The 22,880-nt window shown below is 44.3% G+C and carries 18 protein-coding genes; 9 read left to right on the top strand and 9 right to left on the bottom strand.

Annotation, left to right across the window (positions count from 1 at the left end; genetic code table 11):
- Positions 1-495 precede the first annotated feature (495 nt).
- Positions 496-837: a hypothetical protein gene (locus AAA938_RS04330; RefSeq protein ID WP_338227417.1), complete on the bottom strand. Its 342-nt coding sequence runs from the start codon at positions 835-837 to the stop codon at positions 496-498.
- Between the two features lie 392 nt (positions 838-1,229).
- On the opposite strand from AAA938_RS04330, the gene AAA938_RS04335 reads away from it, so the two are divergent.
- The 3 genes from AAA938_RS04335 (at position 1,230) to AAA938_RS04345 (ending at position 4,081) form a co-directional block, all read left to right on the top strand.
- Positions 1,230-1,412: a hypothetical protein gene (locus AAA938_RS04335; RefSeq protein ID WP_338227418.1), complete on the top strand. Its 183-nt coding sequence runs from the start codon at positions 1,230-1,232 to the stop codon at positions 1,410-1,412.
- Positions 1,413-1,771: 359 nt separating this feature from the next.
- Positions 1,772-2,866, top strand: a complete 1,095-nt coding sequence (locus tag AAA938_RS04340) for a GAF domain-containing protein (protein WP_338227419.1) — start codon at positions 1,772-1,774, stop codon at positions 2,864-2,866.
- 429 nt (positions 2,867-3,295) lie between these two features.
- Positions 3,296-4,081 carry a hypothetical protein gene (locus AAA938_RS04345; protein WP_338227420.1) on the top strand — a complete coding sequence of 262 codons (786 nt, stop codon included), beginning with the start codon at positions 3,296-3,298 and terminating at the stop codon, positions 4,079-4,081.
- Between the two features lie 161 nt (positions 4,082-4,242).
- Here the strand turns inward: AAA938_RS04345 and topA are convergent, their stop codons facing one another.
- Positions 4,243-6,570 (bottom strand): type I DNA topoisomerase, encoded by a 2,328-nt coding sequence (gene topA / locus AAA938_RS04350; protein WP_338227421.1) that lies wholly within the window; start codon positions 6,568-6,570, stop codon positions 4,243-4,245.
- Positions 6,571-6,726: 156 nt separating this feature from the next.
- On the opposite strand from topA, the gene AAA938_RS04355 reads away from it, so the two are divergent.
- On the top strand, positions 6,727-7,194 hold the full coding sequence (locus AAA938_RS04355) for a SixA phosphatase family protein (RefSeq protein WP_338227422.1): 468 nt from the start codon (positions 6,727-6,729) through the stop codon (positions 7,192-7,194).
- On the opposite strand, the gene AAA938_RS04360 is transcribed toward AAA938_RS04355, so the two are convergent.
- On the bottom strand, positions 7,195-8,073 hold the full coding sequence (locus tag AAA938_RS04360) for a carbohydrate kinase family protein (RefSeq protein WP_338227423.1): 879 nt from the start codon (positions 8,071-8,073) through the stop codon (positions 7,195-7,197).
- Positions 8,066-9,409, bottom strand: a complete 1,344-nt coding sequence (locus tag AAA938_RS04365; protein WP_338227424.1) for a sugar porter family MFS transporter — start codon at positions 9,407-9,409, stop codon at positions 8,066-8,068. The genes AAA938_RS04360 and AAA938_RS04365 overlap by 8 nt, the downstream gene beginning before the upstream one ends.
- A gap of 257 nt (positions 9,410-9,666) precedes the next feature.
- On the opposite strand from AAA938_RS04365, the gene AAA938_RS04370 reads away from it, so the two are divergent.
- The 5 genes from AAA938_RS04370 (at position 9,667) to AAA938_RS04390 (ending at position 17,857) form a co-directional block, all read left to right on the top strand.
- On the top strand, positions 9,667-13,044 hold the full coding sequence (locus AAA938_RS04370) for a methylmalonyl-CoA mutase family protein (protein WP_338227425.1): 3,378 nt from the start codon (positions 9,667-9,669) through the stop codon (positions 13,042-13,044).
- Between the two features lie 268 nt (positions 13,045-13,312).
- Positions 13,313-13,735 carry an OsmC family protein gene (locus AAA938_RS04375; RefSeq protein ID WP_338227426.1) on the top strand — a complete coding sequence of 141 codons (423 nt, stop codon included), beginning with the start codon at positions 13,313-13,315 and terminating at the stop codon, positions 13,733-13,735.
- Positions 13,732-13,971, top strand: coding sequence for a hypothetical protein (locus AAA938_RS04380; protein WP_338227427.1), 240 nt, complete (start codon positions 13,732-13,734; stop codon positions 13,969-13,971). The genes AAA938_RS04375 and AAA938_RS04380 overlap by 4 nt, the downstream gene beginning before the upstream one ends.
- 26 nt (positions 13,972-13,997) lie before the next feature.
- Positions 13,998-15,002, top strand: a complete 1,005-nt coding sequence (locus tag AAA938_RS04385) for a hypothetical protein (RefSeq protein WP_338227428.1) — start codon at positions 13,998-14,000, stop codon at positions 15,000-15,002.
- Positions 15,002-17,857 (top strand): response regulator, encoded by a 2,856-nt coding sequence (locus AAA938_RS04390; protein WP_338227429.1) that lies wholly within the window; start codon positions 15,002-15,004, stop codon positions 17,855-17,857. Before AAA938_RS04385 ends, AAA938_RS04390 begins: the two co-directional genes overlap by 1 nt.
- Before the next feature lie 54 nt (positions 17,858-17,911).
- Here AAA938_RS04390 and AAA938_RS04395 read toward each other — a convergent pair whose 3' ends face one another.
- The 5 genes from AAA938_RS04395 to AAA938_RS04415 all read right to left on the bottom strand — a co-directional run bounded on the left by AAA938_RS04395 (position 17,912) and on the right by AAA938_RS04415 (position 22,870).
- On the bottom strand, positions 17,912-19,213 hold the full coding sequence (locus AAA938_RS04395) for a dihydrolipoamide acetyltransferase family protein (protein ID WP_338227430.1): 1,302 nt from the start codon (positions 19,211-19,213) through the stop codon (positions 17,912-17,914).
- Between the two features lie 87 nt (positions 19,214-19,300).
- Positions 19,301-20,557, bottom strand: a complete 1,257-nt coding sequence (locus AAA938_RS04400; protein ID WP_338227431.1) for a competence/damage-inducible protein A — start codon at positions 20,555-20,557, stop codon at positions 19,301-19,303.
- Positions 20,558-20,639: 82 nt separating this feature from the next.
- The gene (locus AAA938_RS04405) at positions 20,640-21,425 is read right to left on the bottom strand and encodes an SDR family oxidoreductase (protein ID WP_338227432.1); all 786 of its coding nucleotides are present in this window, start codon (positions 21,423-21,425) and stop codon (positions 20,640-20,642) included.
- The gene (locus tag AAA938_RS04410) at positions 21,422-21,925 is read right to left on the bottom strand and encodes a dihydrofolate reductase (RefSeq protein ID WP_338227433.1); all 504 of its coding nucleotides are present in this window, start codon (positions 21,923-21,925) and stop codon (positions 21,422-21,424) included. The genes AAA938_RS04405 and AAA938_RS04410 overlap by 4 nt, the downstream gene beginning before the upstream one ends.
- Positions 21,926-22,027: 102 nt before the next feature.
- Positions 22,028-22,870 (bottom strand): DUF4412 domain-containing protein, encoded by an 843-nt coding sequence (locus AAA938_RS04415; protein ID WP_338227434.1) that lies wholly within the window; start codon positions 22,868-22,870, stop codon positions 22,028-22,030.
- Positions 22,871-22,880: the final 10 nt, after the last annotated feature.

Consider the following 22,880-nt stretch of genomic DNA (forward strand, 5'->3'; position numbering starts at 1 on the left):
TGACCGGTATATTTCTTCCAAATCTCAACTTTTGAGTAATTCCCCGAAAGATACTCTTTGATCATTTCTTCCCGTTCAGCCCAACTCAGAGATCCTATTCCTCTTGTTTTTTGTTCTTTTTGTCGTTTCATAGTAGTTTACTTTGTGTAAACTCAATTCAGGACAAGTCACCCCATCGTTGGACCTTTTTACTCCACGCTTGAGCCTTTTTACTCCACGCTTGCACCTTTTTGGTCCACGATTGGTTCTTTTTGGTCCACGATTGGTCCTTTTTGCTCGAAGCTTGGACCTTTTTGATCCACGCTTGCACCTTTTTGATCCACGCATGAATCTTTTTACTCGAAGCTTGCACCTTTTTGCTCGGCCTTTCCTTCTTTTTGGTGCAAGCTTGGGGCTCCGAGGTCCGGCATTGGGGCAGTGAAGTCCATCCACAAAAAAGCCGAATCTTTCGGTCCGGCTTGATTAAGGGGGATTGTAGCAACTTTTACTCGTGTCCTATTCGGATTGTGGGCCATTGCCATTGCGGCTTCTTCGCTCAAACCGCTTGCGCAGGTCTTCGTAGATCGCTTTGGCATCGGGTGCATTGACTTTGGCGGCCTGCTTGACCGAGTTGTAATAGCTCAGCGCGCCGACATAGGCTTCGGACCCGGCCATCATGGCTGTGTCGCTCAGCGTGTCTTTGATCTGATCTACCGTACGTAGCAGGGGCATCAGTCCTGAGATAGCCGACCAATCCTTTTGCAGCTCCGCGATATCCACAAAGGGCGGAAGAAACTGGGAATTGGACTCGGCGTAGTCCATGACCTTTTCGACGAAAGGTTCCGTGCCGTCACTCATCTTGGGGATGGTCTTCCTCTGCTCGGGAGTGAGGGCAATCACATACGGTGCTAAAATAGTCTGCACCTGCTGCAGGGCGGCTTTTACCGCCGCGAGATCCGCTGCCGGGATCTCGATGGAAATTCTGTTTTCCATAAAAATTGAGGTTTACGTGAAAGAATAGAACAATACAGCGTGAAACTGTAAGGAAAAGATAGTTAGTGTTTTATGAATAAACAAGACTTTAGTATGATTTTTTTAGTGGGAAAATAATAGGGGTGTTTTTTGGGGTCAGGAGACTTGAATCAGTTCGGTCATAATGGGTCCAAGTCTGAAGACTTGAACCAGTCGGGTTTTGCCCTGAAGGGGCGTTTTGTACCAACCCCAAATTCAATTTGGGGATATAATCTGAAATGGAAGCCCTCAGAGCGCTGAAGGCGCGAACTGTACAGGTCGCCCCTTCAGGGCTCTTTCTATCCGATCTAATCTTGGGCAAGGCATTCCATGCATTCCTTTTACAGGACGTGCCTTTGGCACTTACCCTAAGCGATGCGGGAATTGGTCCAAGCCTGCCTGCATCGGGCAGGCCTGCTTGATGCAGAGAGGTCAGGAGACTTTTACCAGTTGGGCATGTTGACCCCATTGGGTTCTGATTCCGGAGCATATTGACCCCATCTTCCAATTTTTCAAATTTTCAATAACCAATCGGTGGTCTTGATCCCATAATCTCACAGAGGCAGTTTGGGTGGTTTGTATCAAGGTAAGTAGTAAGCAGTCCAAATACCTGAATTCTATGGATTTGGAATCTATCTTAAGTCCATTCCAGTTAGGAAATTCGGAGATAGTTGAAGGGAATCTTTCCAAACATTGGAGGATAATTATTTTTTTATTCTCCTTTAATTTTCTTTTTGTACTTAAGTTTAATATTTTGAACTATCATCACCCATAGCTAATCATGGACCGGCTTGCAGAACTTCAATCTTATGCGATCTTGGACACTGATCCGGAAGTGGAAATGAACGAGATCGCTGAGATGGCAAAAGCCATCTTCAATACCCCGATTTCGGTGGTTTCTTTTATCGATGACCATCGGCAATGGTATAAAGCCAAAATAGGGGTCGATTGGTCAGAAGTGCCGATAGAGGATACTTTTTGTCGATTTACCATGGATTCTCCTGAGGAGGTATTGTTGATTTTGGACCCGCTAAAGGACGAGAGGGTGTCCGATAATCCCTATGTGACTTGTCCTGAAGGAATTCGGTTTTACGTAAGTGCGCCGATCGTTTCTACCCATGGGAATATTCTAGGAACCCTTTGTGCCTGGGATCAAAAAAAACATCAAGTTAAAAAGAGCCAATTGATTGCTCTTAAACTTTTGGCTAAACGGGTTTCGATCTCCTTGGAAACCCGCAAAGTACTCAAGGACCAAAATCAGAAAATTGAACTGTTTGGAGAGCGGCTCCGCAAAATCACCGAATTGTCTCCAGGGGCACTGTTCAAATTGAATATTGAACCCCAAACCAAGGATATTTCTCTGGATTTCCTCGGAGGAGGCATTGCCCGGCTGATTCCCGGAATCAATCCGGAAGATATTCTTCACAATCCATCTCTGTTTATGGATTGGGTGATTCCAAGGTTCCGTTTCAAATTATTCAGACAGTTTATTAAGGCGATAAATAGCAATAGTCCCTTTGAAATGGATATTCCGATTTGCCTTGGAAATGATAATGTTCTTTGGCTATGGATTAAGGCAAGGCCCGAGGTGCAAAGCGGAGAGATCAATTTTTATGGAACTATTCAGGACATAGGACAGAAAATTGCCCATATCAAATCCATCAGAAAGATTCTTTTTGATATATCCCATAAGTTGCGCGCTCCAATAGCTAAAATGAAGGGTATTTTGAGTTTAATGGATTTTGAAAAAGAGCCAGAGAGTTTGGAAGAGCTGACTCCCTTCCTTTTTCAGAGTTCTAAGGAATTGGATGCAGTCATTTATGAGTTAAATAATGAATATTCAGAACTGATTTTGGATTTGGAGGAAAATAATTAAGCGAGGTATTGAGCTTTTCTATCTGAATAAGGGAAAAATTCGGAGTGACTGAAACCCAATGAATTGGATGGTGAAATTTTTTCATTCCTTCCCGATAAACCAACATTCAATTTACAGATTATAGCTGTTTTAAATCTTCTCACTTCTCCGCCAACAAAGGCAGGTTGGGGTCCTTGAGTCATCATGAGATTTCAATCAGATGGAATGACTTTTCAACTTTTCCATCCGCAAATACAGTCAAGCCATTATCATCCTGCATTTTCCTTTTTTCCAAAAACATTCAGGAGACTTGAAACATTGGGATCGATTTAGGTCCAAAATATGTAACGTATGGATGAATAGAAGCAAGTTGTAGGGTGGATTTTTAGGGACTCCTAAAATGAAAGGGTCGAAATGGCTATCTTGAATCACAATTTTTCTTTCCCTACTATGAAAAAATATCTATTCCTCTTTGCTTTCTCTATCTCTTTTACTTTCCAAGTTTTCGCTCAGGATGATGCTGCCGAGCTTGCCAAAAAACTCGCCAATCCCATTGCTTCCCTGATTTCGGTTCCCTTTCAGAACAATACCGACTATGGGATCGGTACTTTTAGAGGCTCCCGAAACACGCTCAATTTCCAGCCGGTGGTCCCGGTAGCCATCAATGAAAATCTGAACATGATTACCCGGGTGGTCCTTCCGATTATCACCCAATACAATGTCACCGGGGAAGGACAAAAGCAAAACGGAGTGGGTGACGCGGTGATGTCTGCCTTTTTCTCTCCCACCAATTCCAAGAAACTCACCTGGGGCGTGGGTCCGGCCCTTTTACTGCCCATTGGATCTCAGGATTTTACTGCCAAGAAATTTGGTGTGGGACCCACAGCAGTCGCCTTGAAGCAGTTCAACGGATGGACAGTCGGAGGACTGATCAATCAGATTTGGTCCATAGCCGGAGACGAATCCCACACAGATGTCAGTCAGATGTTTTTGCAGCCTTTTGTGGTCTACAACTGGAAATCCGGTGCGGGAGTAGGGGCCAATATGGAATGGACCCGAAACTGGAAGGCTTCCAGAAGTGTAGTTTGGCTCAATCCCACGCTCAGTGCGGTCACAGCCATGGGAAAGCAAAAAGTGCAGTTTGCCATCGGTCCCCGATTTAATCTTGCTGCTCCCGATGCCGCAAAGGCGGATTGGGGCTGGAGAGCGGTAATTGTGTTGCTATTTCCTAAATGATAGCCGCGGTTTTATTTAATTAGGCTAAAGAATTTGTTTAGTCCAAGTCATGAGACTTGAACCAGCAATTGGGATAAGAAATGGTCCAAGTCAGGAGACTTGAACCAAATAAGACATGAAACAAAAGAGTCAAAAAAAACCGACCCTTTCGGGTCGGCCATTTACTTTTTCTTTGCCGGAAACCTTCCTTTTTTCTTCCCTGCATCGGGTTGGGATTCGATGATTTCTATAGTCTCCGCATAGGTGAGCTTTTCGGCTTCCTTGCCCTTTGGAATCTTGTAGTTGTTTTTGCCAAACTTGATGTAAGGTCCCCATCTTCCGTTGAGTACCTGGATTTCGGGGTTTTCGTCAAAGGTTTTGATGTGCTTGTTGGCATCAGCTTCCCGCTTGGCTTTGATGAGTTCGATGGCCTCTTCTTCTGTGATAGATAGAGGGTCCTGCTCTTTTTTCAGGGAGAAAAAGGCATTGTCGTGCCGGATGTAGGGTCCAAATCGACCAATGGCCGCTGTCATCTTTTTGTCTTCGAAATAGCCCACCTCTCTTGGAAGCTTGAAGAGCTCCAAAGCATCCTCCATGGATACATTTTCGATAAACTGACCTTTCTTTAGACTGGCAAATTGCTTGTCTTCGTCTTCGTTTTCTCCAATCTGTACCAAAGGACCAAATCTGCCCAATCTTGCATAGACATTTTTGCCACTTTCAGGGTGCTTTCCGATCAGTCGGCTGGTATTGACATCCTGACGGGAAACTTGCTCGGTCTCTTCCACACTGTGGTGAAACTTCCCATAAAATCCATCAATCATATCCTGCCAATCCTGACCTCCTGATGCGATCTCATCAAACTCCTTTTCCACCTTTGCGGTGAAGTTGAAGTCGATCACGTTGGGGAAATGCTCGACCAGGAAGTCATTGACCACCATGGCGATATTGGTGGGGAAGAGCTTGTTTTTCTCCGCCCCGGTGTTTTCGGTTTTGGTAGCTTCTTTAAAATTTCCTCCGGAAATGATCATTTCTACATAATTCCTCGGCGTACCGTCCCGGGATTCTTTCACCACATAATCTCTCTTTTGGATAGTAGAAATGGTCGGTGCATAGGTAGAAGGTCGCCCTATGCCCAATTCTTCCAGTTTTTTGACCAAAGAAGCTTCTGTATATCTCGGTGCTGCACGGGTAAAGGATTCCCGACCTTTCATTTCCTTCAGCTTCAAATCCTGCCCAATGCTCAAAGGAGGAAGCAAGGATTTGTTTCCTGCATCGTCCTCTTCCGGTTCGTCGTCGGTATCCTCCAGGTAAACTTTCAAAAACCCATCAAACTTGATCACTTCCCCATTGGCTACCAAGTTCAGCTGGGAGTTGGAGATGCCGATGGTGATGGTGGTTCTTTCGAGTTCTGCGTCGGACATCTGAGAAGCAATCGCTCGCTTCCAGATCAATTCGTAAAGCCTTTGCTCGTTTCTGTCACCAGAAACCTGACTCTGAGAGAAGTCCGTGGGGCGGATAGCCTCGTGAGCTTCCTGCGCACTTTCACTTTTGGTAGAATACTGTCTGGACTTGTGATAGGACGGCCCATAGGAGGCTTCGATGGCATTTTTTGCACCGGCAAGGGCTTCCTGAGACAAGTTGGTGCTATCTGTACGCATGTAAGTGATTTTCCCTGCTTCATAGAGCTTTTGGGCTACTGACATGGTCTGAGCTACGGAGAAATACAACTTTCTGGAAGCTTCCTGCTGAAGGGTGGAAGTGGTAAAGGGAGCAGCAGGGGATTTTTTGGCCGGTTTTTTCTCCAGATTGGCAACGGAGAAATCCGCCTGAAGGCAGGCCTTGAGGAATTCCTCTGCTTCTCCTTTGGTCTCAAATTTCTTGGGAAGTTCAGCTTGAAAGGTTTTTCCTTCCACTTCAAAAATGGCGGTGATTCGGAAAGAAGACTTAGCCTGATGCGCTTCGATTTCCCGTTCTCTCTCCACGATCAATCGGACAGCTACCGACTGCACGCGACCGGCAGAGAGGCCGGTTTTGATTTTTTTCCAAAGGATGGGAGAAAGTTCAAATCCCACCAATCGGTCAAGGATTCGTCGGGCCTGCTGCGCATTGACAAGGTCATAATCAATACCTCGTGGGTTTTCTATGGCTTTGGAGATGGCATTTTTGGTGATCTCCCGGAATACAATCCGTTTGGTACGGTCTTCTTCAAGTTTGAGCACCTCTTTGAGATGCCAGGAAATAGCTTCTCCCTCTCGGTCATCGTCACTTGCGAGATAGACCGTCTCTGCATCTTTAGCTAGGTTTTTGAGGTTTTTGATCACCTCTTTTTTATCTGCTGTGACCTCGTAGGTAGGTTTGAAGCGGTTTTTGATATCGATCGCTTTGTCTCCTTTTGGCAGATCCCGGACATGTCCGTAACTGGAGACTACCTTAAAATCTTTGCCCAGATAGCCTTCAATGGTTTTGGCTTTGGCAGGAGACTCGACGATTACAAGATTTTTTGACATAAAAAGCTAAATTTAAAATGCCGAGAGATCGGTCATCAGGGGCTAAAAATAGAAGGCCTTTATTTCTCCTCCAAATAATATAAATCGCAAGGGATACGTTTTGGATGGATATTTGTGAATTGAATAGGCTGATTTTTAAGGAAAACCGATTTTGATATGAAACAATTAATTCTTTTACGTCATGGCGAAGCGGGATTTTCAGACGGGGTGGATTTTCAGCGTCAACTGACCCTAAGGGGAAAAGAAAGCCTCCATCGTCTCGGACTTTTGCTTCAGACAAGGGGCCTTTCCGTGGATAGGATGTACTGCTCGTCTGCTACCCGGACCCGGGAGACGGCCGAGATCATCAAATCCTACATTCCTGTTGAGGAAGAAATCTATGATAAGGAAATCTATTCTGCCTCTTTGGAAATATTGATCAATTTTCTGGAAAATACGCCCGCAGAAGTCCAAACCTGTCTTTTGGTAGGCCACAATCCCACTATCAGCTTGCTGATGGCGCACCTTTCTGATGGGGACTATCGGGGATTGAGTCCGGGGATGATGGGAGTTTTGGAGCTGGAAATAGCAGACTGGTATCACATCGGAATGAATACCGCTACGCTAAAAGAAATTTTGCACTAGTTATTTGATTGCCCGTAGTACTTCTTCTTCTGTGTATTTTGGAGCTCCTCCTTTTTGCGTAGCCACAAATCCGCCAAGCTTGCAGGCAAAGTCCAAAGTGTCTTCTAGAGTGGATTTTTCCAGATATTTTTTCACAAAACCACTCAAAAAAGCATCACCTGCACCGATGGAATCCTGGAATTTCACCTGATATCCGGGATGCTCAACGATTTTTCCTTTTTGGTAAATCACTGCCCCTTTAGATCCACGTGTGACGCAGATAAGGTCCATGGGAAAATGATGGTCCAGGTAGTCACAGAGCCCGGAAATTGTTGGTTCGGTTTTGAAGTAATCGGCAAAGATTTCCAGTTCATCTTCGTTGATTTTCAGGACATCGGCAAAGCCCAACAAGGTTTCGATCACTTCAAAATCATAAAATGGAGGTCGAAGATTGGCATCAAAAACTCTCAGAGTCTGATGATGCAAGAGCTTGAGGAGAGTCTTGAGACTTTCTGGATTTCTCACTCCCAATGTGCCAAATACAAAGGCAGCAGATTTTTCCACCCTCTGATTCATTGTTTCAGTCCATTCGATATAATCCCAAGCGACTTGGGAAAGGATGTTGTAGCGGACATTTTCAGGGTCGGAATCATCCACAAGAACTTTGGAAGTCGGGAAATTCTCTTTGACCTGAATAAGATCTTTTGGAAGATTATAGGAACCGATGAAATCCATCAATCGATCTCCATCCTCATCCTGGCCAACGGCCGAAATCAGCTGTGCCTGAAGTCCCAATTGATGAAGATGAAGGGCAACATTCATGGATGCACCGCCGGCTACAGGCCCGGAAGGCAGGCAATCCCAAAGCATTTCTCCGAATACGACTACTTGATTAGACATGGTTTTTTTGTAAATCTTGTTGGATTTCTTCCAGAGATCTTCCTTTGGTCTCAGGCATTTTCAGCCAAACCCAAAGCAATTGAAGAATCATCATCCCGCAGAAGAAGGCGAAAATATATCCCGGGCCTAAACTATTGGCGAAGAAGGGGAAAACATTGGCAATCACGGCAGCTAATATCCAGTGGGTAAAAGAACCCAAAGACTGTCCGGAAGCTCTGAGTTCGTTGGGAAACATCTCAGAGATAAATACCCAAATCACTGATCCCTGCCCCACAGCGTGAGAGGCAATAAAGCCGAAAACAAAAATCGGTAGCCAAAATGAGGGGATGCCCGGGCCGAGAAAATTGTAAGCCATCAGGCTAAGTGAAATAATGTAGCCGAAGGAGCCGATGTACATGAGTTTTTTCCTCCCCAATCGGTCAATGAGGTAAAGTCCCAAGAAGGTGGCAAAAAGATTGGTCAAGCCGATTCCTATGGTAGAGATCAATGCGTTTTCAGTGGAAATGCCGGCCATTTCGAAGATTCTCGGGGCAAAATAGATGATCGCGTTGATGCCGGATACTTGGTTGAAAAAGGCAATCAAAACAGCAAGTAAGGTACTGGAAAAGAATCTTGGGCTGAACAAAGCACCGAAACCAGCTTTTTGCTTCATGTTTTTTTCTTCGGCAATTGCCAGTCTGATCGCTTCATCTACACCTTCCGGGTCAGTTCGGGTGAGGATTTCTCTGGCTTTGATCTGATCGTTGAATTTGGCAATCAACCATCTTGGACTTTCCGGGATGCTGAAGATCATCACGCTGTATATCAATGCAGGAATTGCCTCTACGCCCAGCATCCATCTCCAATCCTCCGCCAAGCCGGCCGTTCCGATCAGGTAATTGGATACATAAGCCATCACGATGCCGAATACTATATTGAACTGGTACAAAGCAACGAGCAATCCTCTGTTTTTGGCAGGGGCAATTTCTGAAATATACATAGGTGCCACGACGGATGATGCACCTACACCCAATCCACCCAAAAACCGGAAGAGCGTGAAAGAAGTAATATCCCACGCAATGGCAGAACCTAGGGCTGAAATGAAGTAAAAGAGGCCAATCCAGAGCAAGCTTTTTTTTCTGCCCATCCGGTCTGCTGGAATCCCACCGAATAATGCTCCGATGACCGTTCCATAAAGTGCTGAGGCTATGGCCAAGCCATGAATCCAATCACTAAGCTGCCAGACTTCCTGAATATCCCGCTCCGCTCCCGAGATGACCGCCGTATCAAAGCCAAATAAAAAGCCGCCCAAAGCGGCAGTGATGGAAACGAAAAAAGCGTAATTCTTTGAAGACATGGGAGTGATTTTGGGTTGAATGCCTTACTAAACTAAGGAGAAGGTTTCTATTTCAAAACAGGCAAAGAGAGATAGAGCTGCTAAGGGAATAAATCAATCGATTTCCTGGGCTAAAATTTTTTTCCAAGACCAAATAAAATTTTGTTTTTACATATCCGGAAAATCCCGCACGAGTGAAAATCCTTATATTCGCAGGCGCAGAAAACGATCTGTTTTTCGAGCTGAATTCAGTCTATTCCGAATAGAAACCCAAAATCATGACTTTACCAACTGAGATTTACAAACCCAAAAATCACATCAGGATAGTGACCGCAGCCTCTCTCTTTGACGGGCATGATGCAGCGATCAATATCATGAGGAGAATCATACAGTCCACCGGCTGCGAGGTAATTCACCTTGGACATAACCGCTCTGTACAGGAAATTGTGGATTGTGCCATTCAGGAAGACGTTCAGGCTATTGCCATTACTTCCTATCAGGGTGGTCACGTCGAATTTTTCAAATACATGTATGATTTGCTCCGTGAAAAAGGAGCCGGACACATTCAAATTTTTGGTGGGGGAGGAGGAACTATCCTTCCGGAAGAAATCAAGGAACTACATGGCTATGGAATTACCCGAATCTATTCTCCTGATGACGGAAGAGCCATGGGATTGCAGGGTATGATCAATGATCTGGTAGAAAAATGTGATTTTCCTATCGGAGATAACCTGCCTGATGATTTTGAATTGGATAAAAGCAACAAAGGAACCGTAGCCAGAGCTATTTCTTCCTTTGAAAACTTCCCTGAGCATGCTGCAGGCCTGCTCGAGCAGGTGAGAAAAGAAAGCCAATCCAATAATACTCCTGTCTTGGGAATTACCGGCACGGGTGGAGCTGGTAAATCCTCTTTGGTAGATGAGTTGGTAAGACGGTTCATCCTTGACTTTGAGGACAAAAACATGGCCATTATCTCTGTGGACCCTTCCAAGAGAAAAACCGGTGGAGCGCTTCTCGGTGACCGAATTCGGATGAATTCCATCCATCATCCACGGGTTTTCATGCGCTCTTTGGCTACTCGACAGTCCAATTTGGCCCTTTCCAAATATGTACAGGATGCAGTAGATACGGTAAAGGCAGCGGGCTTTGACCTTGTTATTTTGGAAACCTCAGGGATTGGTCAATCCGATACAGAGATAATTGAGCATTCCGATCTTTCACTTTACGTGATGACTCCGGAATACGGGGCTGCTTCCCAGTTGGAAAAGATCGATATGCTGGACTTTGCTGATGTGATCGCGCTCAACAAGTTTGACAAGCGCGGAGCCTTGGATGCCATTAGAGACGTCAAAAAGCAATACAAGCGCAATCATAACCTTTGGGAAATTGCCGACGAAGATATCCCGGTATTTGGTACCATTGCCTCTCAGTTCAATGATCCCGGAATGAATCAGCTGTACCGGGCGATCATTGGGAAGGTCAATGAGAAATTCCCAGGTTGGGAGAGCTCTTTTGAACTCACCGCCGGAACATCCGAGAAGATTTACATCATCCCGCCTGCGCGGACTCGCTACCTGAGCGAGATCACCGAAGTCAATCGCAACTACGATAAGTGGGTAGAAGAGCAAAAGGAAATTGCACAGCAGCTGTATTCCATTCAGAAATCCATGGAAGCTATTCGTTCTGCAAAAGTTGCGGATCAGGATCGTCTGCTGAAGGAGCTTCAGGAAGTGTATGCCCAAGTCGAGCTTAATTTGGATCCAAAAAATAAAAAGTGGCTGGAGGAATGGCCAACTGAAGCTGCACGTTATTCGGATGATTTCTATGTCTTTAAGGTCCGTGACAAGGAACTGAAAGTAAAAACGTACAGCACTTCCCTTTCCAATTCCAGAATTCCTAAGGTTTCCCTTCCAAAGTATGAAGCTTGGGGAGAATTGCTCAAATGGGGCTTGAGAGAAAATGTGCCGGGTCAGTTTCCATACACTTCCGGCGTATTTCCCTTCAAAAGAGAGGGAGAAGATCCTACCCGAATGTTTGCCGGAGAAGGTGGGCCTGAGCGAACCAACAAACGCTTTCACTATGTCTCTAAGGATATGCCTGCAAAGCGACTTTCAACCGCTTTTGACTCGGTGACCCTGTATGGAGAAGATCCAGATTACCGTCCGGATATCTATGGTAAAATCGGAAACTCCGGAGTGAATATATGCTGTCTGGATGATGCCAAGAAGTTGTATTCTGGCTTTAATCTGGTGGACCCGATGACTTCCGTATCCATGACCATCAATGGTCCTGCGGCTACCATGACTGCATTTTTTATGAATGCGGCCATCGATCAGCAGTGTGAGGTTTACATCAAAGCGAATGGATTGGAAGAAGAGGTCGAGGCAAAAATAGAAGCGATTTATAAAGAAAAAGGCCTGGCTAGGCCCCGATACAATGCTCCGATTCCTGAGGGAAATGACGGTTTGGGATTGATGCTTTTGGGGGTGACAGGAGATCAGGTGCTACCTGCAGAGGTCTACCAAAAGATTAAAGCGGATACGCTTTCCAAGGTACGAGGTACTGTTCAAGCGGATATCTTGAAGGAGGATCAAGCGCAGAATACTTGTATTTTCTCCACTGAGTTTTCCCTTCGATTGATGGGTGACGTGCAGCAATACTTCATTCAAAATAAGGTTCGAAACTTCTATTCGGTTTCCATCTCAGGATACCATATTGCAGAAGCCGGTGCCAACCCGATTACCCAATTGGCCTTGACTCTTTCCAATGGATTCACCTACGTGGAGTATTATGTGTCCCGAGGAATGAATATCAATGATTTTGCACCCAATCTTTCCTTCTTTTTCTCCAACGGGATCGACCCGGAATATGCCGTGATCGGTAGGGTGGCAAGAAGAATTTGGGCTAAAGCGATGAAGCTTAAATACGGGGCCAATGAGCGGTCCCAGATGCTGAAATACCATATTCAGACTTCCGGTAGATCACTTCATGCACAAGAGATCGACTTCAATGATATCCGGACTACACTCCAGGCTTTGTATGCGATCTACGACAATTGCAACTCTCTGCATACCAATGCCTACGACGAGGCGATCACTACTCCTACTGAAGCATCGGTTCGCAGAGCCATGGCTATTCAGTTGATAATCAATAAGGAATTGGGTCTGGCCAAAAATGAAAATCCACTACAAGGCTCTTTCATCATTGAGGAGTTGACCGATTTGGTAGAGGAAGCGGTGTATTTGGAATTTGACAGAATCACCGAGCGGGGTGGTGTATTGGGTGCCATGGAGACCATGTATCAGCGTGGCAAAATCCAGGAAGAAAGTTTGCACTATGAAATGCTGAAGCATACCGGTGAATATCCCATCATCGGGGTGAACACTTTCCTTTCGAGCGAAGGTTCTCCGACGATTATTCCAGGTGAAGTCATCCGGGCTACTTTGGAAGAAAAAGAAGATCAGATTCAAACCCTAAAAAATCTCCATCAGGCTTATCCCGGCAAGGAAAAAGAGCAACTTTCAGGTCTCAAAAAGGCTGCAGTCCAAAATGAGAATGTCTTCGAAAAACTTATGGAAGCTGCTAAGTATTGTTCCTTAGGTCAAATCACCAATGCTTTGTATGAAGTAGGTGGTCAGTATAGAAGGAATATGTAATTCAATGCAGAAGGCTGAAGTCTGAAATTAGAAAGAGGGCTGAATTAAGAGACAAGAGTCTAGATACAAGACGCTAGACATAAGACTCTAGTATATAGTTCGAGTGCTGCTTCTGGAGAAGCAACACAACAAACAGCAAAACTAAACAAGGGTTATCCTGCTTTTCCGAAAGCAGGATATTTTCATAAAAAGTAAAAGTTAAAACATTGAAAAAATGATTGAGATGCCTAAAGCGTCGTAAATCGTCATTCGTAAATCGAAAATAAAAATGGCTGGAAACAAACGAAATGTCACTGTCCGTATGAAGGCGGACTTGGAATATGAATCCCGAAATCCTCAGGGAAATCTGGTCAATATTGATATGTATGATCCCGAGCATAAGCATGCCCAATCTCCTATGGATTTGCTTTTGTCGGCTTTGGGAGGATGTGCTTCTGTGGATGCTGTCCTGATGATGAAAAAGAAGCGCAGAGAGATCGTGGATTTCTTTGTCGAGGTAGAGGGAACTAGAAATGACGGGGTGCCTGCTTTTTACACCGATATTGAGCTGAGATTTGTGATAGTTTCCCCTAATGCCACAGAGGAGGAGTTTGCCAAGGTGATTGCTTTGTCAGTCGAAAAATACTGTTCGGTAGCTTCTTCTCTGAAGTCCAATATTACCTTTTCAGCTGAAGTAAGGAGGCCTGCATGAGAGTGGTCAAGGAATTTGTAAAGGATGAGGTAAGGGTCAGCGTCTTCTCTTGGAACAACAAGTATTTGATCAAATTTGAATTAGGTCCTCTTGAACAAACATTCAAGCTCAGTGAGATGGATGTATTGGAGGAGTCCGAGTTGGAAGCATTTTGGAGTGGAGATTTTTTTAGTGCAGTGGTTGGGAGGTTTGAAGAAATGGGAAAAACCTTTCGTGCCCAAGTAGAAAATTTATAATTTCCCTGCTACGCACGTGGGGAAATATGAAAAACTATTTGATTCTGTTCTTTTTGGGTCTTGGAGTTAGCTCTTGTGGCTTTTTGTCTGAGGAAGCCTATCAAGCTGAATTTTCTGAATTGGAAGAAATCGTCGACCGATTGGAAGACCAAGGTGCATTGATGAGTCAAAGTTTGGATTCTATTGCTCATCTCTATGAGCATCAAATTGCGAATTACGATTCCCTTTTGGTGTATGCGGATTATGATAAATATCTGATTGAAGGGCCATTTTCGACAGCTACTCCTGGATCTGATTCTACAAAAAGCTCGATAATCGTTTTGAATACCACCTCAGACAGGGAAAGAGCACTTCAAGAAGTGGCCGCCACCAATTTTTTGGATGAGCACTTTTCGGATTTTGTCAGGAAAAATGATCTGGTGGCGCAAGTTTACAGCAATTCAGCCTTGCAAGTCAGTCGGGTTTATCCTTGCTATGACCATAAAAATATTGTAGATCCTAATATTGATGTCACGCAGTTTAACTTCTATTATGCTGCAAATGAGATCAATAATCCATCTAAAGGTTTGGTGTGGATTCCTGATGCCTACGTAGATCCTGCAGGTAGAGGTTGGATCGTTTCCTTGGTTCATCCTATTTACAAAGAAGATTCGCTTTTTGCTGTTTTAGGGGTTGACTTTACGGTAGATGATGTGATTTACAATTATCTCCAAGACTTTGAAGGGGAGTACCTTCTGGTGAATGCCAAAGGAGACATAGTAGCCGGAAAGGCCGGAGCTATAGAAAACATAAGCATGCCTCCATTAAAAAACCACGTGTACAGGGAGACCGTGAAGTCGGAGAATTTTAGGGTTTCTGATTTCAATCTTTTCCAAAGCAGAAGTAAAGAAGTCAGACAGATGGCACAGGATTTTTTACTTAAGAAAAGTCAGGTTTTTGAATTTCAGGAAGAAAAAAACCTGAAAGCGGCTTTGTGTTATCCCTTTCAGGAGATTGACTGGTACATGATTCAAATCATACCCAATAGCTAATGCCTACTCCTATCAAACGGTCCAATTTCATTTTGCTCACTGCAGTGGGTTCGGCCCTTATTTTTATGGTGATTTTCTTGGGATTTAGTTTTTTCAATGCCATCTACCAAACTCAAGTCCAGTCCAGAAAGGATTTTTTGAGCCAGCAGACTGCTTTGGCGTCCCGAGGCTTGGAGTCTGAGGTGGACCGCTTTCAATCCGAAACCAGCTTTTTTGCCGATAATGTGTCGGATCAGTTGGGAGAGTTGAAAACCAATCCGGATCGTCTTGCCCGTACCACGAGACAGTTGTTTAATGCTTTTCCGGGAATGATTGATCACCTTTGGATGGATTTGGGAGATTCTGTTTTGCTTTTCTCTTTGACCTCCAGAAATGATTTTTTGGTTCAAAAGGATCCTGATGGTCTTCCAAAATTGGTTGAATTAGAAAGCTTTATACATCTGGAAAGAGAGGGGGTAGAGTTTGTAATTCTGCTCAACTTGCCCAAGTTTTCGAAAGGCTACGTATCCATATTTTATCTGGATCAAGGAGGGGAGAAATTCCTCTTTCTCAATGAAAAGCTAATTTCTCTTGATCAGGGAAGGGATAGCATTACTTTGGCCACAGATCAGTTGGCGGTTCAGGCAGCTTTGGAAGACATTAACCACGGTCTAAAAGGGATGTATCCAGCTACTTGGGAAAATGAGAAACAAGAGAAAGTATCCCGTACTCTAGCTCAGTATCCTTTTAATTTTTCTCCGTCTAAAGGAAATGCTGCCTTGGTATTTCTAGTCCCCACGGAAAACCTCACCTCAGGTATTTATTCTACCTACCTTTTTGTCTTCTTCATCCTTGCATTTCTTCTCGTGGGGATGATTACCGTATTTATTTTCTCACTAAAGAGCAAGTTTAAAGCAGATCGGCTTCGGGAAAAGAATCTGGAGGAGATTTCAACACTATTTGAACAACAAAATCTACTCCTTAGGGAATTGAAGGGCTTTGTGTTTTTTCATGACTATTTGGGTCAGATTACCGAAGTGAGTGAGCAAGTAATTGACATTTTGGGGCACACAAGAGAGGATTTTATTTCCTCCTTTAAGAAAGATTCCAATCATCCTGAAGCCAATCAGGTGAAGAGCAGTGTGATGGATTTAGTAGCCCAGGGAAAAGATTTGGTAGATCTGGAGTATGACTTTGTCAAGCCCAACAAGGAAAAAATCAGGGTTCGGGTATTTACCAAAGTGGTATTTAATGAGGAGGGAAGGTTTGAAAGAGGCTTTGGTATAGGTATAGATATTACCAAGCAGTATCTGGCCCAACAAAAGATCCTTCAGAGTGAGACTCGATTGAAAAACCTGATAAAAAACATTCCGGATACCATTTTCATCTATGACCTTCAGGGCTTTGTGGTAGACTTTCATGTAATGGACAAAGAGACCCAATTGGAGTCGGCTCAAGCCACTATGGGAAGAAATATTTCTGAAATTATCCCTCACAATCAGGAAGATGTCGTAATCGGTGCCTTTAAAAAGGCAATCCAGACCAAAAAAATGCAAACTGTGCAGGTGTTTTGGAATTCGCCGGTAGGAGAGAAGCATTACGAGATGCGGTTTTTTTCCTTGGATGATAATCAGGTGATGTCCTTGTCCAGGGATATTACCAGTCAGAAGATATGGGAAAAAGGCCTCATGGAGGCTATGAATGCAGCTGACCAGGCAAGTCAGGCCAAGTCTCAGTTTTTGGCCAATATGAGTCATGAGATTCGGACTCCGATGAATGGGCTTTTAGGGATTATTGACCTTTTGGAGGGGACTAAACTGGGGCAAATCCAAAAGCAATACGTAGAGATCATCAAAAACTCAGGCAATACACTTTTGGATATCATCCGGGATATTTTGGACTATTCCAAAATCGAATCCGGAAAAATTGAGATCAACAAGGAGGTATTTGACCCTCTGAAAGAAATCCATGTTCAAAAAGAAATGCTTTCCGGATTGGCTAAGAAAAAGCAAATCGATCTGGAAGTGGTAGTAAGCTCTCAGGAGAGTAGGGTTTTCGAAGGGGATAAAAATAAGATCAATCAGATTCTGCTCAATCTCATCGGAAACGCCCTTAAATTCACTCCTGAGGGTGGAAAAGTCACTGTCCGATTGGATCTGGAAGATATTGGGTCGGATATATATTTTTTGAGTTATGTGGTTCAGGATACTGGTATCGGGATTTCTGAAGAAAACATCAAGCATCTCACTCAGCCGTTTTATCAGGTGGATAGTTCGATTTCCAAGAATTTTCAGGGAACCGGCTTGGGTTTGGCTATCGCAAAGCGGATGATCGAACTTTTGGGGGGAGAATTGAAAATCGAGAGTAAGCTGGGGGAAGGGGCCAAATTTGCCTTTTCCATAATGGTCAAGAAAGCAGAAAAAGAGGAGCATTCATCCGGGGGACATGGGTTGACTTGGAAAGATGTTAAAGACATGGGTGCGGAGTTTCCACTTCGAGTGCTGCTGGCAGAGGATAATGAGCTTAATCAACAATTGATGACCTTGATGTTTGAGCAGTTGGGATTCCAGTATGAAACTGTAAAAAGCGGGAAAGAAGCGGTGGAAAGGGTCCTGGAAAAGGATTTTGATGTGGTGCTTATGGATGTACAAATGCCGGATATGAACGGATTGGAAGCTACCCGGGAAATCAGAAAGCTCAAAGAAAAAAAAGGATTGATCATTATCGGCCTTTCTGCAAATGTCTTTGAGGAAGATCAAAAAGAAGCCTTGAACGCAGGTATGGATGATTACCTGACCAAACCAATCCGCCTCGCTGTTTTGGCTGACAAGCTGGAGTTCTACTTCAGAAAAGTCAGAGGGGAAAAAATCTCCTAAAAGAAAAGGCTCCGAAATTCCATTTCGGAGCCTTTAGGTCTGATTTCAATCAAATTACAAAGTGGTATTCATGTCAAATGCTTCGAGGTAATCAGCTACCCGACGAACAAACATTCCTCCCAATGCCCCGTCTACAACTCTGTGGTCATAAGAATGAGATAGGAACATTTTGTGGCGAATGGCAATCACATCACCTGTTGGGGTTTCCACAACAGCCGGTTTTTTGACAATTGCACCTACTGCAAGAATAGCTACCTGAGGCTGAGGAATGATCGGAGTGCCCATCACATTTCCAAAGGAGCCTACATTAGATACGGAATAGGTACCACCAGATAAGTCGTCAGCTGTCAGCTTGTTGACTCTTGCTCTGTTTGCCAAGTCATTCACTGCTTTGGAAATGCCTACCAGATTAAGCTGATCTGCATTTTTGATTACAGGCACAATCAAGTTTCCGGAAGGCAAAGCCACAGCCATGCCGATATTGATGTCCTTTTTCTTAATGATTCGCTCCCCATCTACGGAAATATTGATCATTGGAAAGTCACGGATAGCTTTGGCTACAGCCTCGATGAAGAATGGAGTATACGTGATACTTTCTCCATATTTCTTCTTGTAAGCCTCTTTGTTTTTTTCTCTCCAAAGCACGATAGCGGTCATATCGGCTTCCACAAAGGAAGTCACGTGTGCAGAAATTCTCTTGGATTCGACCATGCGCTGCGCGATGATCTTTCTCATACGATCCATTTCGATGATTTCATCGGTAGCGGATACGCTTACTTGAACTTTAGGCTCAGAGATGGATGGCGCTGGTGCTGCTGGGCTGGCCACAGGGGCTTTATTGCCTCTTTTGCTGAGGTAATCCAGCATATCTTGCTTGGTGACTCTGCCGTCTTTTCCGGTTCCCGGAATTCCTGAAAGCTCGGATGCAGATATGCCTTCCTCCTTAGCCATGCTTTTGACCAAAGGAGAATAGAATCTGCCGTCTTCGGCAGGACTGGAGGTTTCTGGCTCGGCTTTGGAGATCAAAGAGGCCGTATGGGCAGGAGCAGCTGCTACCAATTCTTCTTTTGGAGAAGCTGGGACTTCAGTCTTTGGAGCCGCAGTTTCTACTTTGCTGTTGGTTTCAATGATTGCTATGGGAGCACCTACAGCTACTACATCTCCTTCTTTTGCAAGAATTTTTTTCAAAACCCCACCGTGAGTGGCAGGTACTTCGGTATCCACCTTGTCTGTAGCTACTTCCAGGACAGACTCATCAGCTTCGATGGTGTCTCCCTCTTTTTTAAGCCAGGTCAAAATGGTGCCTTCTATGATACTTTCACCCATTTTGGGCATTAGCATTTCTACACTTGCCATATCGTTTTTGGTAATTAAATTGGGTTTATATTCAAGTTTTAAAATTAAATTTTATCGAATACCTTCCCAAACCTTTCCTATAAAATTTTATTTGTTATTTCCGGAGAAGCAAACTCTCAGCAGATTCAAGACTGCCACTCCGGTCTGCTGAATATTCAGCATTCGATCCTGAGTGAGTTGGAGTTTTCGGGTTTCGACAAACCCTTCTCCGGCACAGGCAATCCAGACTGTTCCTACCGGCTTTTCCTCTGTCCCTCCATCCGGTCCCGCTACTCCACTGCTGGAGAGTCCAAAGTCAGCTTTGAATAGCTTTCTGACCCCATTAGCCATTTCTTTTACCGTTTCTTCACTTACGGCCCCAAAGGTTTCCAGGGTTTGGGATTGCACACCCAGAATGGATTCCTTGAACTGATTGTGGTAGGGGACTACCGAACCCTGAAAATAGGCAGAGCTTCCCGGGACTGTAGTCACCAAATGGGAAACATAGCCCCCTGAGCAACTCTCGGCTAAAGCTAGAGTTTTCCCGGCGTTCTTCAAAAGATTACCGATGGCTGTCTCCAAGGTTTCGGAATTAAATCCATAAACATACTTGTCTATGATCGGCATCACCTCTTCGATTTGCTCATCTACTTCGTCCTCGAGGGTTTTTAGATTCTCTCCGAAAGCAGTCAATCTCAGCTTGACATGGCCTAGGGATGGGAGATAAGCAAGACGGATATGTTCGGGCAGGTTGTTTTCCCAATCTTTGATCAGGTCAGCCAGCCAGCTTTCACCAATACCCGCTGTCTTGATCACTTTGTGATAGATGACAGGCAGTGCCACCACCTTGGGTAAAGTGGGTAGAACAAAGTCCTTCATCAGCTTTTTCATCTCATGGGGTACTCCCGGCATGGACATCCAGTATTTCCCACCCCGCTCAAACCACATCCCCGGGGCAGTTCCTACTTCATTGGGCACATAGGTACAACAGGAAGGAAGATGTCCTTGGAGGATATTGAGCTGAGTCATTTCTCTGCCTCTTCGTTTGAAAAAGGATGTAACCGCTTCCACCGCCTCGGGAAATTCTACGACTTCACAGCCAAAGTACTCCGCCAAAAGCGGCTTGGTCAAATCATCCTGAGTGGGTCCAAGTCCACCCGTGATCAAAATCAGATCAGCCCGCTCTTCTGCAGCTGCAAAAGCAGCTAGGATATCTGTCCTGTTATCGCCAACGGTGGTTTTTCTAACGACTTTTACTCCCACTAAATCCAGTTCTTGGCTGATCCAATGGGAATTGGTATCCATGATTTGTCCATAGAGCAACTCATCTCCGATGGCGATGATTTCGGCACGTACAAGTTTCATTTACTCGCTTTGTTTTTTAGGGTGATGCTATGATGCTTTATTCTTTTGAGAGAAAAGGATTCCTCAAAAATCCAGATTTCGATTAGCGGACTTTGGCTTTTCTCAGGATTTTTGAAAAAATGCCGGGAAAAAACCGTTTGAGGTACACGGCATACTTTTCTTTGCCTCCAATCAGCACTTCTTCTTTTTTTCTGGAAATGGCAGCGAAAATCTCCTCAGCGCATTCCTCAGGGCTCATTCCATTGGCTTGAGCTTCGTCCATTTCACCCAATGGAGAACCATCTGCGGTGAGTGCGTTGATAGAAACTTGCGTTTTGATAAATCCGGGGCAAATCAGGGTTACCGAAATATTATCCTGAAAATGCTCTGCTCTCAGGGTATCGAAAAACCCATGCAGTGCATGCTTCGAAGCGGCGTAGGAGGACCGAAAAGGAGAAGCAAACTTCCCGACCAAGGAAGTGACTACTCCAAAGTGTCCGGTTTTATTTTGGATAAAATGAGGTAAAATCGCCTTGGTCAAGGCCACTGTACCGAAGTAATTCACTTCCATCAGTTTTCGGTCTACTTCCAAGGTTGTCTCTCGAATCAGCGAGCGCTGACTGATGCCTCCATTGTGCAGGAGAATGTCCACTTTTCCGAAAAAAGAAATGGCCTCCTTGACTTTAGCTTCCATCTCAGTGGTCTCAATTAGGTCCAAAGGAAGGACTCGAATGCCTTCTGGATAAGGACATTCATTTTTTACACGCTCCAGTTCATTTTCTTTTCGGGCAGAAATAATGACAGAGTACCCTTGTCTGGAGAATTCTTTGGTGGAAGCCTCACCTATTCCTGATGAAGCTCCTGTGATCCAGATGACCGGTTTATTCATGGCTTTGCTTTCTTTTCATAGGTGACAAAGGAGTAGGGAAACTCGTTTTTTTCGTCTGCAGGAAAATCACTTCTCTCTACTTCTTCCCAATCCTGAACAGGAATAGTGGGGAAGTAAGTATCTCCTTCCGGATTGGTATGGACTTCAGTAATCTCCAGCTGGTCACAGAAGGAAAGTGACTGCTTGTAGATTTCTCCTCCGCCGATGATAAAAAGCTTTTCCACTTCCAATTTGTTGCAAAAAATAAAAGCTTCCTCCAGGTTCGAAAAGCAGTAATGTCCCTCAGGAGCCTGAAAATCAGGGTTTCTGGTGATGATCAAATGGGTTCGGTTGGGTAGGGGCTTACCCAAGGACTCGAATGTTTTTCTACCCATCAAAATAAAATGACCTGAAGTCAAATTTTTGAATCGCTTAAGATCAGAGGATAATTTCCAGATGAGTTGATTGTCTCTACCTATGACTTGGTTGCTCGCGACAGCTGCAATAAGGATGATTTTCACTTGGTTTTTTTTTGGAACCTGAATTTACCAGTCTAGTTTTTCAAAAAATGAAAAAGGGCAGAAAAACTGCCCCTTCCGAGTTAAAATATCTTTTAGAATGGATTAGTTCATCCCTGACATCGCGTTGGGATAGGAAGACATGTTGAATTTCTTTGGAGAGCTGGTTTGAATTTCCACTACTTTCATGTCTGTGACCTCTCCGTTATTGTCTGTGAAAATCATTTCCAAAAACGTCCCCTTGGGTGCACTGGAAAAGAAAGACTGATACTTCTCCACCGTTTTGTTGGAAATCATGGGGTTGCTCTGAGGAGAAAACATCGAGAATCCCTCAATGGGCTCTTCGGTCACCCAATAATTGCCCTGACCATCTTCAGATTTGACCAAGTATTCTTCACAGGTATAGCCCAAGATATCCTTTTTGTTTCCGGTTTTAGTGACTGAATAGTTTTCTTCTTCCATCTGACCATCCGCTTCTTCATCGACCATTTCCTGAATCTTATCGTAGTCTACCTTCATGGCAATACTGGTTTTTTGCCCTTCATTATCCATCAGAATGACCATGGCCTGATTTTTCACATCCATAATCGTAGTTGTGATGTTTTCCGGAGTTTTGGGATCGGCAAAAGACATACCCATGAAATCGGTATTATCCGTTAGTAAATAGTTGATTCGGGAGGGAGGATCTGCTTTTCCCTTTTTGTTGATGGAGGTGACTTCCATGACCATGTACCCTGTGAAATCATAGGAAGATTCGGTGTCTGCGGCCTGCATCATCCCACCCAAAAGTCCTTCCATTGGCGATTTTCCCTCCTTTTCATTTTTAGGCGTGGTCGTGCTTTGTGCAGCATTTTGCGCAGCATTCTGGATTTTTTTCAGAAGTTGAGCTTGTGCAGGTAGGACAGTGGTAATTCCTGCGATGGTGCAGATTAAAATTAGCTTTTTCATAGTTTTTGTT

The sequence above is a fragment of the Algoriphagus taiwanensis genome (assembly GCF_036245645.1).
GTDB lineage: Bacteria > Bacteroidota > Bacteroidia > Cytophagales > Cyclobacteriaceae > Algoriphagus > Algoriphagus taiwanensis.